The following is a 14,245-nucleotide window of genomic DNA, read 5'->3' as shown; positions in this document are numbered from 1 at the left end:
GCGGAGATACTCCTATTGACAATTCTGCTTGTAAACAGCTACAAGACTATTGGGGTTAAAGACGGATAAATCCGTGTCCGCACTCCACATAATGGCCCCCTTAAGTTGTGTTTTCTTGACGAATGCACACAAGGCCTTGACGGTCTCAGGCGACTGATACCCGACGAATTGTTTTGCCTTGTCACTGTAAAGATAGGCACCAGCCACCACCAAATTACCTTCCTCGTCTTCTGCATTGACTGAATACGTTTGATAACCGAAGTCCTTCATGAGTTTATCAATGCTGTTATACGGTACCATACCATCCTGATTGCTGTAGGCTGCGGGAAAATGACTTGCCCCTGTCCAGGGTTGTTCAAATCCTGGCTGACTGGCATTCTCACCGGCTTCAACCCCGGCATAGCCTCGCCCATAGGCAGCGATACCAACCTGGAGTTTGTCTTTCGGCATACCGAACGACAGGACCTGTCGTGTGATTTCATCCGTCCCATAATTGATGGCAAATTCATCCTTGTGCTGGCTTTGCGGCTGCATTAGGTACGCATGCAAGGCGGTGTAGGGGTCGCTGTCATGCCCCCAGGTGCCATGCAAATCATACGTCATTAAATTTACGCTATTGACATAAGGCGCTATCGTTTTAAACCACCCGCCCTCCACTGATTGATCGATGGCGGTTAAGTAGTCTTTATTGACGGTGATTGTGACAGAGATGTACGCGTCCTTGCCTAATTTACTGCGACTGGCTTTAATGAGGTTAAACAGTTTTTTGTAATCGCTTAATGTGCGTGAATCCGGTGGAAGCTGACCACCCGTCTGTAAGTCAATGGGCGGCTCAAAATCGTAGTCGACGCCTTTTAAGTTTTTAAAATTCGTCATCCAGGCGCTTAGTTGATTTAAAAATTTATCCTGGTTGGCAAAAATAGCGTCGTAAGTCGCGGTGCTGACAGCTTTGTTCTCGGGCGTATTGGCCCCGCCGATGGCAATGATGCGTTTGGCCGTGAATTTATTGGAATTGATAAAAGCGCCAAAACTGTTAAGTTGCCCTACCCCTTTTTGGTCGGTGTAATTAAAGAGCTCTTTTGCGCCCGTATTGCCATTGGTCTGGACTGCGGAACAGGCGCCTTCATTCGCTTTACAGAAGGTGAGGAATGCTTTGGTTTCTGGAGGAAGGTTACTTATCCACGAGCCTTCAAGCGGTAACTCAGCCCACAAGTCATCAAAGTGCATCAAGCCATCCCAACGTTTTGGTATGGCGTATTTGGCTTGCTCTGGATCATTGGAATTCCAGACCTGCATAAAACTCCAGACCACCACATCCGCTTTGTTGAATTGAGCCACCATGTCCGGGTTACTGACGTATTTCAGTTGCCCATAAGGCTGATTGTTTTTGTAGGCGCCATCGTACTCATAGGGGTTCTGCCCATACATGGACCAACTGGTGGTATACAGGGTTAAATCGGCATGCGCATAGACAGGAAGCACACTGATCGCAGTCACTAACAACTTTTTAAATGGATTCATAATCGCCCCTTGGTTATAACTGCGTAAATTTTACCCTCCAAGGATTGCTTTTGAGCACTGTCATTTCTGACAGGGGTATTAAAGGGGCAACAACTGCAGGGTCATGGCTTTGGACAAAGCCTGGTATTTGTTCTTAACACCAAGCTTTTTATTCAGTTTCTGAATATGAAAATTAATCGTTCTTTCGGTTAATTCCAGAGCCTGAGCCATTTCCCGCACAGAGTATTGACGGGCGATTAACAGCAGGCACTGAATTTCGCGTTGAGTGAGTTTAAAACTTTGTTGCTCGCTGACCTGTTCAAACAAATGCGTCTGCAAGTAATGGTAATAAAGTTGGGCCGCCACCATGAATTCATAGTGGCGTTTCGGTTGCTCAAGACCACACTGCTGGCCCTGCATTTGGACCAGCAGCAAAATGGCAAAATTATTATGAGCACCGTGGATGGGAACGGACAAGCCGCATTCTGCGCCAAAGGCAATGGAATCAAGACGCATTTGCCGCTCGGAGTCGGACGTGGCCTGCCGCAATTGCTGCTGTAAGTTCCAATACACCGGCAATTGATTGTTATAGGTATAGCGCAGGGTATTGTCAATGTTGTTGTAATTTTCTGCGAGGTAATGATCATGCCAGGATTTAAAATTGGCGGAGCATGTGTCGTATTTTAACTGATTGACCGCGACAGGATTGTAGGCGTAATAAGTAAAGGAAAACGTGGTGATCCCTTTCTTTGCCAAAAAATGCCTTAAGGCGTCATCGCATTCCGAAACAGTGCCGGCATTGATTAAGGCCTGCTCAAATTGTTCCATCGACTCATCCACAATCACTGCCTTGCATACCCCCGTACGTTCAGTTTAAATCGTTTACAACAAATCACCAAACCAGGGATTAAATCAACCGCCTGACAATGGCATTCCAGGCGGACCACTTTGAGTTGTTCCGCTATAACTTATTGAATATTCACAATAAAAATCAATTTTGCCAAAATGCTTGGCAAAATAACCAAGGGAGTCGTTATGGGCAAGAAGTCTTTTACTACAATGCTGATTGCAGGCGGTTTGGTCATTTGTAATCCATTATTTTCTGCAACTTTTTTCCACAAATTTATTCCAGCACCCGTTCAAAAATCCTTAAAATCCGTTCAACAGGTCAGGGACAACGAAGGCGACAAACACTTCGCTGACTTTGCTGGAACCTGGGTGGGCCAGTGCGACAACGACGAGGACAAGGATACACTGGTTATCGCCAATGATGATTTTGGCTTGACCATCGATGGCTTGCACTTCTCAACCGAAACATTAGAAACACATGCTCTTTCCGAGCAGACAGCTACTGTTTTTATGCACACCATCCTGGAATGGCAACAGGATTATTCAGCGCTGTTGTTGAAAGTGGTGTATGTTTTGCGCTCACCCGCACTTGATTTCAATATGATGGGCTATGAAGAAGGCACCCTGGCGGTTAAAGACAATCAACTGTCAATGACGCTCACTTCGCAATCTCCGGAAGGCAAGGAAGACGTTTTTTGTGTCTATACCAAGCAATAATTTCTGATTTTTGATAAGCCTCGGGTGTCTAAACCCCTCTTTAGACACCCATGTCCCCAATACCTGATTAACCGATTTATCCTGCCCATAACTCATCATGAACAGTGTATACGCCAAGAACACCTAACTCGTCATTGCTGCTCGTATCCAGAGAACTGCCAGCCTGCCATTGCGTCTCATCAGTCACCGCATAGCCTGTGATAATCTGAGAAAGCACTGCGTCGGTACTCGTTGCCAGCGTTGCAGTGGCCACTGTGGAATCGGAAACGGTATCAGATACACTGACTGTGGCTGTAGCAGCTGTAGTGGTCGCGGTCGCATCGCTACCAGTGCTCACCGCAGTGCCGGCTGTGGTGGTCGCATCGCTACCAGTGCTCACCGCAGTGCCGGCTGTGGCTGAACCATCGCTGCCAGTACTGACGCCGCTGCCGGCTGTGGCTGAACCATCGCTGCCAGTACTGACGCCGCTGCCGGATGTGGCTGAACCATCACTGCCAGTACTGACGCCGCTGCCGGATGTGGCTGAACCATCACTGCCAGTACTGACGCCGCTGCCGGATGTGGCTGAACCATCATTTCCGTTGTTATTACTTCCACCGGGAGATGAACCATCGTCCCCGCTCCCATTGTCTCCATTTCCCGAACCATTGCCGTTATTTCCGACGCCAGAATTGCCATTATTAGAGGACGTCACATTAATCCGAATTGTTCCCTGTGCATCAGTATGACCATCCGTCAACGTGTAGGTCAATGTTGTTTGTCCGCTAAAAGTGGGCGTTGGGATATACTTCACACCAGTAATCACACCCGTTGCATCCCGCAATAATTCGATAGTGCCATTACCCCCCGTTATATCACTAATCGATAAACTGTCGCCATCCGCATCCGTGTCATTGGTCAGAAGGTCGTTGGTTGAAATAATCAGTTCTCCGCTGGTTGAAAACCCATCATCAACAGCGATGGGTTCATCATTAACGGAGTTGACGTGAAGCGTTACTGTAGCAACACTCTTGCCTCCCAGGCCATTGGCGATAGTGTATTTGAATGTATCCGTCCCGTGGTAGTTGTTCACAGGCACATAGGTAATAACACCATTGCTAAAACTTAAATTCCCCGAACCCGTGTAAGCAACGCTCAGAATGGCATTACCCCCTTTGTCATTCGCCAACAATTGCGCTGCCGGAATGACAAAGGGTGTATCTTCCTGGGTGTTGATGACGTCGTTGATGGCGATGCTCGGAGAAACCGGTACTTCTTTTATTTTTATCACCAGTTTTTCAATGCCCTTGATAGTCAAATTCCATCCCGGGACATACCCTCCAAAAGAGAATTGAGTTCCGGCAGGCAAGGCTTTGCTGGTTACGGCATTGAGCGCAGTTTGGACATCAGCACGTGCCAGAAAGGATTGAGAAACTTCAAGAATGAGCGTGTCAATACCCCGACCACCGTCATAGATATCGAACTTGCCTTGATCATGAACCACATTATGAATGATGGTGTCGTTACCCGATCCTGCATAAATACGATCGGATCCCGCGCCGCCTCTAAGTGTATCCTTGCCAGAACCACCGAACAGAATGTCGTTTCCCGCACCACCATTCAACGTATTTGTACCAAAAAAACAAAGCAGGAAATCATTTCCTGCGCCACCATTTAATACATTGACAGCTTTACTGCCAATCTTGATTGCCATGATGAATACCTCTAAAAAAGCCTCCCTGCTGAACAACCTATTTAAATTATAGACAGGCTTAAATAATGCGCAACAACTGCGTACGCAGTAGCCGCATGATTCATGCGGCTACTGAAGAGGTATGGGTAATAACAGTTTTTAGGAAGCAGTAAACAAAATGTTCATACTCTTAAATTAGGATACATTAAGAGGACAGCCTTTTAAATGAGCCTAAATCCTGCGCATTGTCAAAGCCAGGAAAATATAAGACCACCCATTAATTAACATTTCAATCGCGATAAATAAACCAATTACCCAGAAGCCGCTCATTGGCCATTGCACCAAAATCAGAATCCCTAAAATTAAAGCGGCAATTCCTGCCAATAACAACCAATACCAGCCTTTCGACTCTCGAATAGAAAAAGCCATAATGCAACGCGCTATACCAATAACGATAAGCAACCAGGCAATCATGGCTGTAATCACTACGGAAGCAAGGACGGGATCGTAGATCATCAGGCCGCCGGCAACAATGTAAAAAAGCGCAATCAGAAGGTGCCATATGAAGGCTTTCCAGCCACGGCATTTGAAGGAATCGACAACTTGAATGACACCGCCGACAATCAGTAAAATTCCAATGAGGAGTACACTGGCCAACGTGAGACCAACAAGCATCCCAAGGCCAATGACCCCAAGCAGTACAAATAAAATACCCAGCGCAAGTAACCAACCCCAATTACGATGAAGTTCCTGACGAACGTCAGCAGACAGATTATCTCGATTTGTCATGATATATCCCTATTGATGTGACAATTAAACTATAACCTAAAACCGGAGGGATGTTGAGCATTGCTTCATGCAATTTCAACATTAAATGAGAGCAAATCGCCTTGATTCTGCCCGGGTAATCCATCGCTAAAATCTAGATTATCAATTAACCTTCATGTACAATTAATTTTGCTTTCGAGGACATCGGAAGTAATTGGATAATGATTTAACTAAAATAAGGAAGTTACGATGAATGTCATTGATACACAAGCGACTACTCAAAGTGTTAAACAAGAGCAAGGCTTGCAAGATTTGGTTTACAATTTAGTCTCACGTTTTCTTGCAGAAAATAAAAGCAAAAACATTGATGATCTTTATGACATGATTCTCTCTGAAGTTGAACCCCCTCTTTTACAAGCTGTCATGGAGAAACGCCGTGGCAATCAACTGCAAGCCGCCAAAATGCTGGGCATCAGTCGTGGCACAATCAGAAAAAAATTACAGCGTTATTTTGGTACAAAATATTTTCGCTTAACAGACGAATAATAAACAATGCAAAAAGAAAAGGCTCGTTAAACGAGCCTTTTTTATTCACACCATATCGGAGCCAGCTGTGCACCGGCTCCGACAGTTTTTAGGCCATGACCAATAATTTGTTCACACGGCTCACGAAATCGGCTGGATTATCCAGTTGCCCACCTTCGGCAAGAACGGCCTGCTCGAAAAGTACAATAACCCATTCTGCGAACTGCTCATCATCATTGAGGCTGTGCAGGCGTTTAACCAGAGCGTGCTCAGGGTTAATTTCAAAAATTGGCTTGGTCATGGGCACCTGTTGGCCTGCAGCCTGAAGTATTCTCTGCATTTCCAATCCCATGTCCTTATCATCCGCCACTACACAGGCTGGTGAATCCGTGAGGCGGTGGGTCAGGGCCACGTCTTTAACCCGCTCACCCAGAACTTCTTTGATGTGCTTAAGCATCGGCGCTAACGACTCTTCTTTTTCTTTAACTTCCGGCCTTTCTTCTTGATCAAGATCAATTTTACCCTTGCTGATGGATTGCAGTTTTTTACCCTCAAACTCACTTAAATAACCAACCAGCCACTCATCAATTCGATCACTCAGCAGCAGCACTTCGATGCCTTTTTTCTTAAAAATTTCAAGATGTGGGCTATGTTTGGCTGCATTATAACTTGAGGCAGTAATGTAATAGATTTTATCCTGACCGTCCTTCATGCGTGACACATAATCCATTAAGGTGACGTCCTGCTTTTCAGAATCGCTGTGCGTGGATGTAAAACGCAACAGTTTGGCAATGGTTTCACGGTTGGCAAAATCTTCCACCGGTCCTTCTTTCATCACCAGCCCGAATTCATTCCAGAATTTCTGATAACCTTCCGGATCCTGGGTGCTCAATTTCTCAAGCATGGACAATACGCGCTTGGTAGAAGCCGATTTAATGGCTTCTACCTGTTTATTGTCTTGCAGAATTTCTCGCGAAACGTTCAAAGGCAAGTCACTGGCATCAATAATCCCTTTCACAAATCGCAGGTAACGTGGTAAAAACTGGGCCGCGTCATCGAGAATAAAAACGCGTTTAACGTACAATTTTAATCCATGCTTCATCTCATGCTGCCAGAGATCAAAGGGGGCATGCGATGGTATGTACAACAAACTGATGTAATCCTGCTTTCCCTCTACATGGTTATGGGACCAGGTTAACGGGTCCTGATAATCATGGGAAATGTGTTTGTATAAGGCTTTATAGTCTTCGTCGCTGATTTCTGATTTTTGTTGAGTCCATAACGCGGTCGCCTTGTTCACCGTTTCAAAGTCACTGCTTTCTTTCCCTTCTTCATCCGCCATCTTTTTCATTAAAATGGGCCAGCAAATGTGATCAGAGTATTTGCTGATGATGCTGCGAATCCGCCAGTCACTCAGGAATTCGTTCTCTTCGTCTTTGAGATGGAGCGTAATTTCAGTGCCGCGTTCGTTGCGTTTTTCCTGAGCAATAGTAAATTCCCCGTCGCCTTTTGACTCCCAGACAATCCCTTCCTCAGCACTTAAGCCAGCACGGCGGCTTTTGACTGTCACTTTATCCGCTACAATAAAGGCGGAATAAAATCCAACGCCAAACTGACCAATTAAATGGGAATCCTTGGCGTTATCACCGGTCATGTGGCTTAAAAATTCTTTTGTTCCTGATTTGGCAATGGTTCCAAGATTCTCAACAGCCTCATCCCAACTCATGCCGATGCCATTGTCTTTAATGGTGATGGTATTCAATTTTTCGTTGTATTCAACAGTAATGCGTAAATCGGAATCATTTTCGTAGAGAGAGGAATTGGACAAGGCAAGGAAACGAAGTTTATCAAGTGCATCCGAACTGTTGGAAATTAACTCCCTTAAGAAAATCTCTTTGTTGCTATAGAGCGAATGCACAACCAAATTAAGCATTTGTTTGACTTCGGTTTGAAATCCCATTGTTTGTTGCTTTTGCGCCATCTTTGTCAATCTCCACTGAGTCGTAACTGAGTCCACTAAAAAGCGATTGGCCTGTTTCCACATGCCAATCGCGAATAAGCTCTATATAGGGATGAAACACCCTTTTTCAAGGGTTAGTTGGCGGTATTTTTAGGTTTGGTTTGCGGCACCATGCCCACTCTGGGTCGATGCATGAAGACGGTGATCATTTCACTGGTGCCTAGCACATTCCCTTCCTCATCCACGGCCTGTACCGCGATAGTATGGGAACCGCGCTTCACATCATTCAGGGCAAAGACTGTGGTCGCCTGGGGCTCGCCCAAAGGCTCACCATCATAGAGAATCTGTAACTTATCCCCGGACTTTAATTCCGGGGAAATTTCTACAATCACCGGAACATACCCCTGGCTGTTACGAATGGTCGCCTCATCAATGGGTTGAGCAATGCGAAGAACCTTGTACCCTCTTTCAGCATCAGTCTCCTGCGCTTTGGCAGGAGGCAGAGCAGTGTTGTTTTGTGCCGGCGGTGTAAAGGTCTGCGATGCGGGCAAATTAATTTCTTCAGAACCTTGATGGGGTTGATCACTGAAATGGACATTCCCCTCACTGTCAGTCCATTTGTAAATCTCGGCATGTAAAGACCCCACAGCCAAAATCATGCAAATTAAATAGCCGAATGTTCGCATCGCATTTCCTTATTCATTTCCTTATAAACTGTAATAAAGCTCAAATTCAAACGGATGAACCAGGCTCCTTACCTGAGAAATTTCAGCTTCCCGCAATTGAATGTAGCTAGTGATAAAATCACGACTGAACACATCCCCCTGCAACAGAAACTCATGATCCTGGCGCAGGTAGTCGACGGCTTGCTCTAATGAACCGCATACGGTAGGAATATCCACCAACTCTTCGGGCGGTAAATCATACAGATCTTTGTCCATGGGTTGGCCAGGGTGAATTTTTTTCTGAATACCATCAATACCGGCCATCATCATTGCCGAGAAAGCCAGGTATGGGTTGGCTGTTGGATCGGGGAAGCGGACTTCGATACGGCGTCCCTTGGGATTATTCACATGAGGGATACGGATGGCCGCTGAGCGGTTACGGGCGGAATAAGCCAACAGGACGGGAGCCTCAAAACCAGGAACCAGACGCTTGTAGCTATTGGTTGAGGGGTTGGTGAACGCATTCAAGGCGCGGGCATGCTTTATAATTCCCCCAATAAAAAACAACGCTGTTTCAGATAAGCCCGCATATTGCTCACCCGCAAACAGGTTAACACCGTCTTTGGCAAGGGACATGTGACAGTGCATGCCGCTGCCATTATCACCTACCAAAGGCTTGGGCATAAAAGTGGCTGTCTTGCCGTAATTATGCGCCACATTGTGAATAACGTATTTTAAAACCTGCAATTGATCCGCTTTGCGGGTAACCGTGTCAAACTTTGTCGCCACTTCACACTGGTTGCCGGTCGCCACTTCATGATGATGCGCCTCAACCGGAATGCCCAGGGCTTCAAGCGTTAAACAGATGGCTGAGCGGATATCTTGTGAAGAATCCACCGGAGGTACCGGGAAATAGCCCCCTTTGATGCTTGGACGATGACCGATGTTGCCACCCTCAAACACTTTGCCGGAATTCCATTGGGCTTCGGAAGAGTCAATTTTATAGAATGAACCGCTCATGGATGTTTCCCAGCGGACATCATCAAAAAGGAAAAATTCAGGCTCAGGCCCGATGTAAGCGGCATCCGCAATACGGGTCGAGATTAAATATTTTTCAGCACGCATCGCCAAGGAGCGCGGATCGCGGTCATACCCCAACATGGTCTGTGGATCAACCACATTGCAACGGACAATAAGGGTGCTGTCCTGATAGAATGGATCGGGAAGTATGGTGTCCAGATCAGGCATCAACGCCAAATCGGATTGATGTATTTTTTGCCAACCCTTGATGGAGGAGCCATCAAACATTTTGCCATTTTCTATGAAATCATCATCAATGGCCGATACTGGAAGCGTAATGTGTTGTTCTTTGCCGCGCGTATCCGTGAAACGAAGGTCAATAAATTTAGCATCGTGTTCTTTTATTGCCTTTAAAATCAAATTATCGCCCATTATTTTCTCCAGGATTGACTTCAAGCCAAAAGTGTACCGCAGTGACAGATTAAACCCAATAGATTAAACTGCTTTGACGTATTCTTTTGTGGTGATCATGGGCGCTTATCAATATCAGGCTTTAACCAAATCCGGAGGGACCAATAAAGGCATTATTGAGGCCGATTCGGAACGCCATGCCCGGCAACTGCTGCGTGATCAGGGCCTTATTCCGGTGCAAATCCAGACGCAGGCCAGGCAGAAACAAACCCGTCATTCAGCTAAAATTTCTGCTCAGGATTTGTCACTGTTTACCCGCCAGCTGGCCACCCTGCTCGCAGCGGGGATTCCGGTTGAAGAATCGCTGCGTGGCGTCAGTGAACAGACCGAAAAAGATAAAGTCAGAGCCTTAATCATTGGCGTACGCTCCAAAGTACTCGAAGGTTACGGCCTGGCTCAGTCTATGAATGAATTCCCCCAGGCATTTCCTGAACTATACCGGGCCACCGTGGCCGCCGGTGAACAGACCGGCCGTCTTGATGTTGTTCTTGAGAAGCTTGCGGATTACACCGAAAATCAGCAGGGAACCCGTCAAAAAGTGCAGCAGGCCCTCATTTATCCCACATTGATGATCCTGGTTTCCGCTGCAATCATCAGTTTTCTATTGGCCTTTGTTGTGCCTAAAATCATTGAAGTATTCACGTCAAGCGGTCAATCGCTGCCCGCGATGACAAAAGTGTTAATCAACATGAGCGATTTTATTAAAGCCTACGGCCTCCTCGTAGCCGGCGCCATAATACTCGCTTTTATCGCGTTTAGGAGAAGCCTTAGGCACTTGAAAATCCGCATGCTCTGGCACCGGCTTTTACTTAAACTTCCCGTCAGCTCTTACCTGGTTCGTTCAGTGAATGTGGCACGCTACATCCACACCTTTGGTATTCTTTTCGCCGCCGGGGTCAGTGTGCTTGAAACCATGCGCGTCTCCGCGAGCCTGGTGACCAATCTTGTCATGCGTAACGCCTTTGATGCAGCCACCACTCGCGTTCGCGAAGGTACCGCCATTCACCAGGCCTTAAAGGAAACGCATTTCTTAAGTCCCATGGCCACTCACTTAATCGCCAGCGGCGAAAAAAGCGGCCAGATCGCCACCATGATGGAACGCGCTGCCCAGCATCTGGACAATGAAGTGCAACGTCTGATCGACACAGCCCTGACGCTGCTTGAACCCCTGGTTATCCTGCTGATGGGCGCTGTGGTATTATTTATAGTATTGGCAACCCTGTTACCTATTTTTTCCATGGAGCAACTGGTTGCCTGATTTTTTTCTTTTGGCTTGAGGAGTTGATTAATGCGTAATCAGAAGGGTTTTTCTCTGATAGAAATAATGGTAGTTGTCGTCATCCTGGGTATCCTTGCGTCCATTATCGTCCCTAAAATTATTAGCCGACCCGATGAAGCACGGGTGGTAAAAGCAAAACAGGATGTGTTGGCCATACAAAATGCGCTGGATCTCTACAAACTGGATAATGGCGTATACCCAACCACTGATCAAGGCTTGCAGGCGCTGGTTGAAAAGCCCACCAGTAACCCGGCACCCCGCGATTGGAAACAATATTTAAAATCCGTACCCAAGGATCCCTGGGGTCGCGAATACCTTTATTTAAATCCCGGTGAACACGGGGATGTGGATGTCTTCACTCTGGGCGCTGAAGGCCAACCGGGAGGAACCGGCATCAATGCGGAAATAGGTAACTGGGATGCGCAATAAACGCGGATTTACGCTCATTGAAATTCTGGTTGTGATTGTCATTACCGGCATTATCTTAAGCGTAACACTGCTTGCTTTTGGCGATTTTGGCGCGGGCCGCAAGGCGGTCGTCAGCGCCGAGCATTTCGCCTCCTACGTGAAACTTGTTCAGCATCGGGCTATTCTTGAAGTAAACACCTTAGGCATTAATATCAACCGCAACGGCTATGAGACGTTTCGTTTTGAACAGGGTCTTCGCTGGCAGCCGATGCCCAAAAACAGCCTGTTCCACTGGCAGGCCTTTCCCAGGCATGTGGTTGTGAGTCTAAAAGCGGCCATACGCAATCGCGATAATCGCCCTGACATTGTCATTAACCCGTCAGGCGACATGTCACCTTTCGAACTCGTGTTTGGTACGGCTGAAACACCAAGACTGGTGGTACTGTCCGGTGAACACAATGGCGAACTTCAATTGACAAACAGCGACTCATGATGAACAAAACGCTTAACAAGGGATTTACGTTAGTCGAAGTGCTGCTGGCGCTCGCGGTTGTCGCCATTGCCCTGACGGCACTGCTTAAAGCGACCTCTCAGGATGTTGCCAATACGCAGCTCATCAAAGAAAAAACCATAAGCCACTGGATTGCCATGCAAGGCATTGCCATGGTGCAACTGGGACTTTTAACGGTACCGTCCAACCAGGAAATAACACAGGTCACAAGCCTTCTTGGGCAGCGCTGGTATTGGCGGGTTAAACTTTCTCCGACTGCCCTCGGTAAAGCCGTACAGCAAATAACCGTCAGCGTCAGTAAAAACCAGGCGGGACCGTTTGCCGATCCCCTGCTCGCATTTAAGTACCAGCCATGAGAAAAAACGCGGCCTTCACTCTGCTTGAAATTCTCATCGCGCTGACGGTATTCGCTATTCTTGCTACCATCACGTCCTCAGCCATGTATTATGCCTTCAATACCCGCTCGCGTGTCACGGTTCAGGCCGAACGCCTGATGACCCTGCAGCTGGCCTTGACCTTAATTGAACGGGATATTCAACAGGTTGCCAACCGCGCTGTACGCGACAATGAGGTGCGTCTGCTTCCCGCCTTCATTGGGCGTAATAATTACATGGAGTTAACACGAGGGGGATTAACCAACCCGAACAGCAGCGATAAACGCAGCACCCTTAAACGCATTGCCCTGCTTTGCGACAAACAGCAATTGATTCGCCGCAGCTGGCCGGTTCTGGATACCCTGAAACGGAAAGAGTATGATGACAAAGTGTTATTACAACAGGTGGTGGGATGTCAATTGGCCTATCTGAATGATCAGCTCCAGGTTTTACCCGAATGGCGGGCGAATGCCATGCCCGCCGGTCGCAAGTCGTCCTCACTGCCGAAGGCCGTGCAATTGACCCTGACCTTATCCGACTGGGGGAAGGCAAGTTTTTTGTTCATTTTACCCGAGGGGCTTTATGCTGAGACCTAAGCAAGCCGGCAGCGCCCTGATTTCGGCTCTTTTTATTATGACCCTGGTCGCCATTGCGGCAACTGCCATGAGTACTCGCCTGCAACTGGATATTTACCGTACACGATTAACGTTGCTCTCCGATCAGCTTTATCTCGCCTCTCAATCTGTGACGTTCTGGGCCATGAGCGAACTTCGGGATAGTAAAAACACCTTTACGCGAAACACCGCTGACGGCACGTTACGTGCTTTTCCTGTCAAACAAAAAGGGATTTACCCGCCCTTTACCGTCACCGGCGAGCTTTATGATTTGCAAAGCCGTTTTAATCTGAACAATTTAAGCAGTAAAAATTATTCTCTCCTGTTTTTAAAACTGCTGGAAAAGCCCGATTTAAAACTGAGCGCCGGGCAGCGAAAACAGTTGCTGGATGCGACCATGCAATGGATAACGGATTACAAACCTGGGCGCGGTAACGATGAATACCTCGCTTATTACGCCCGGCAAAAACCAGCTTACCTTCCGGGTTATCAACCCTTTGAAAGTCCCAGTGAATTTCGTCTGGTACGCGGGGTAAGCGCCAACCTGTACCAGGGGTTGGCTGATTTCATCTCGGCCTTGCCTGAACCTGTGCCGATTAATCTTAATACCGCTCCGCAATTGCTGCTTAAAGGGTTGGGTAATGGGCTTAATAACGCACAGGTTCAACAATTGATGGACGCGCGCGGCGAAACGGGCATAAAAAACATGAATAAAATAGGCCCTTTGCTGCAAAAACTCGGCGTACGCAGTGAACATGTCACGCTGGAAAGCCAGTACTTCATGAGTATTGCCCGGGTAACCCATGAGGATTTAAGTCTTATCAATTACACGATTTTAAAGCGCAGCAGAAACAATCAGGGGAAAATAACCGTGTCGTTAATTAAAGAGAGTCTGAACACGTTATAGGGTTA

The 14,245-nt window shown here is 47.1% G+C and carries 15 protein-coding genes; 8 read left to right on the top strand and 7 right to left on the bottom strand.

Annotation, left to right across the window (positions count from 1 at the left end; translation table 11 throughout):
- Positions 1 to 12 precede the first annotated feature (12 nt).
- Both GH742_RS07890 and GH742_RS07885 read right to left on the bottom strand, forming a co-directional pair.
- Complete coding sequence (locus tag GH742_RS07890; RefSeq protein WP_203454205.1) at positions 13 to 1,521, bottom strand: glycoside hydrolase family 18 protein; 1,509 nt, start codon at positions 1,519 to 1,521, stop codon at positions 13 to 15.
- Between the two features lie 78 nt (positions 1,522 to 1,599).
- Complete coding sequence (locus GH742_RS07885; protein ID WP_239005180.1) at positions 1,600 to 2,340, bottom strand: LuxR family transcriptional regulator; 741 nt, start codon at positions 2,338 to 2,340, stop codon at positions 1,600 to 1,602.
- Positions 2,341 to 2,535: 195 nt separating this feature from the next.
- On the opposite strand from GH742_RS07885, the gene GH742_RS07880 reads away from it, so the two are divergent.
- Positions 2,536 to 3,066: a hypothetical protein gene (locus GH742_RS07880; protein ID WP_203454203.1), complete on the top strand. Its 531-nt coding sequence runs from the start codon at positions 2,536 to 2,538 to the stop codon at positions 3,064 to 3,066.
- Between the two features lie 76 nt (positions 3,067 to 3,142).
- Here the strand turns inward: GH742_RS07880 and GH742_RS07875 are convergent, their stop codons facing one another.
- A complete protein-coding gene (locus GH742_RS07875; RefSeq protein ID WP_203454201.1) occupies positions 3,143 to 4,759 on the bottom strand; it encodes an Ig-like domain-containing protein in 1,617 nt (538 codons plus the stop codon).
- 210 nt (positions 4,760 to 4,969) lie between these two features.
- Positions 4,970 to 5,527 (bottom strand): HdeD family acid-resistance protein, encoded by a 558-nt coding sequence (locus GH742_RS07870; protein WP_203454199.1) that lies wholly within the window; start codon positions 5,525 to 5,527, stop codon positions 4,970 to 4,972.
- Positions 5,528 to 5,755: 228 nt separating this feature from the next.
- Here GH742_RS07870 and GH742_RS07865 point away from each other — a divergent pair, with 228 nt between their 5' ends.
- Complete coding sequence (locus GH742_RS07865; RefSeq protein WP_058526311.1) at positions 5,756 to 6,052, top strand: helix-turn-helix domain-containing protein; 297 nt, start codon at positions 5,756 to 5,758, stop codon at positions 6,050 to 6,052.
- Between the two features lie 88 nt (positions 6,053 to 6,140).
- Here the strand turns inward: GH742_RS07865 and htpG are convergent, their stop codons facing one another.
- From htpG to glnA, 3 genes are all read right to left on the bottom strand, one after another.
- Positions 6,141 to 8,012 carry a molecular chaperone HtpG gene (htpG, locus tag GH742_RS07860; RefSeq protein WP_203454197.1) on the bottom strand — a complete coding sequence of 624 codons (1,872 nt, stop codon included), beginning with the start codon at positions 8,010 to 8,012 and terminating at the stop codon, positions 6,141 to 6,143.
- 113 nt (positions 8,013 to 8,125) lie between these two features.
- Positions 8,126 to 8,677 carry a DUF4124 domain-containing protein gene (locus GH742_RS07855; RefSeq protein WP_203454195.1) on the bottom strand — a complete coding sequence of 184 codons (552 nt, stop codon included), beginning with the start codon at positions 8,675 to 8,677 and terminating at the stop codon, positions 8,126 to 8,128.
- Positions 8,678 to 8,698: 21 nt separating this feature from the next.
- Positions 8,699 to 10,108, bottom strand: coding sequence for a type I glutamate--ammonia ligase (gene glnA / locus GH742_RS07850; protein ID WP_203454193.1), 1,410 nt, complete (start codon positions 10,106 to 10,108; stop codon positions 8,699 to 8,701).
- Positions 10,109 to 10,205: 97 nt separating this feature from the next.
- Here glnA and lspF point away from each other — a divergent pair, with 97 nt between their 5' ends.
- From lspF to gspK, 6 genes are read left to right on the top strand one after another with little or no spacing between them, the layout of a single operon-like run.
- On the top strand, positions 10,206 to 11,405 hold the full coding sequence (lspF, locus tag GH742_RS07845; protein ID WP_203454192.1) for a GspF family T2SS innner membrane protein variant LspF: 1,200 nt from the start codon (positions 10,206 to 10,208) through the stop codon (positions 11,403 to 11,405).
- Between the two features lie 30 nt (positions 11,406 to 11,435).
- Positions 11,436 to 11,855, top strand: coding sequence for a GspG family T2SS major pseudopilin variant LspG (gene lspG, locus GH742_RS07840; RefSeq protein ID WP_058530155.1), 420 nt, complete (start codon positions 11,436 to 11,438; stop codon positions 11,853 to 11,855).
- Positions 11,845 to 12,327, top strand: a complete 483-nt coding sequence (gene gspH, locus GH742_RS07835; RefSeq protein ID WP_203454179.1) for a type II secretion system minor pseudopilin GspH — start codon at positions 11,845 to 11,847, stop codon at positions 12,325 to 12,327. Before lspG ends, gspH begins: the two co-directional genes overlap by 11 nt.
- Positions 12,324 to 12,701: a GspI family T2SS minor pseudopilin variant LspI gene (gene lspI / locus GH742_RS07830; RefSeq protein ID WP_203454177.1), complete on the top strand. Its 378-nt coding sequence runs from the start codon at positions 12,324 to 12,326 to the stop codon at positions 12,699 to 12,701. Before gspH ends, lspI begins: the two co-directional genes overlap by 4 nt.
- Positions 12,698 to 13,315 carry a GspJ family T2SS minor pseudopilin variant LspJ gene (gene lspJ / locus GH742_RS07825; protein WP_203454172.1) on the top strand — a complete coding sequence of 206 codons (618 nt, stop codon included), beginning with the start codon at positions 12,698 to 12,700 and terminating at the stop codon, positions 13,313 to 13,315. Before lspI ends, lspJ begins: the two co-directional genes overlap by 4 nt.
- Positions 13,302 to 14,240 carry a type II secretion system minor pseudopilin GspK gene (gene gspK / locus GH742_RS07820; protein WP_203454169.1) on the top strand — a complete coding sequence of 313 codons (939 nt, stop codon included), beginning with the start codon at positions 13,302 to 13,304 and terminating at the stop codon, positions 14,238 to 14,240. The genes lspJ and gspK overlap by 14 nt, the downstream gene beginning before the upstream one ends.
- Positions 14,241 to 14,245: the final 5 nt, after the last annotated feature.

The organism is Legionella sp. MW5194 (genome assembly GCF_016864235.1).
Classification (GTDB): domain Bacteria; phylum Pseudomonadota; class Gammaproteobacteria; order Legionellales; family Legionellaceae; genus Legionella_C.
The sequence above is the reverse complement of the archived record's forward strand: the minus strand, read 5'-3'. Positions and strand labels throughout refer to the sequence as shown.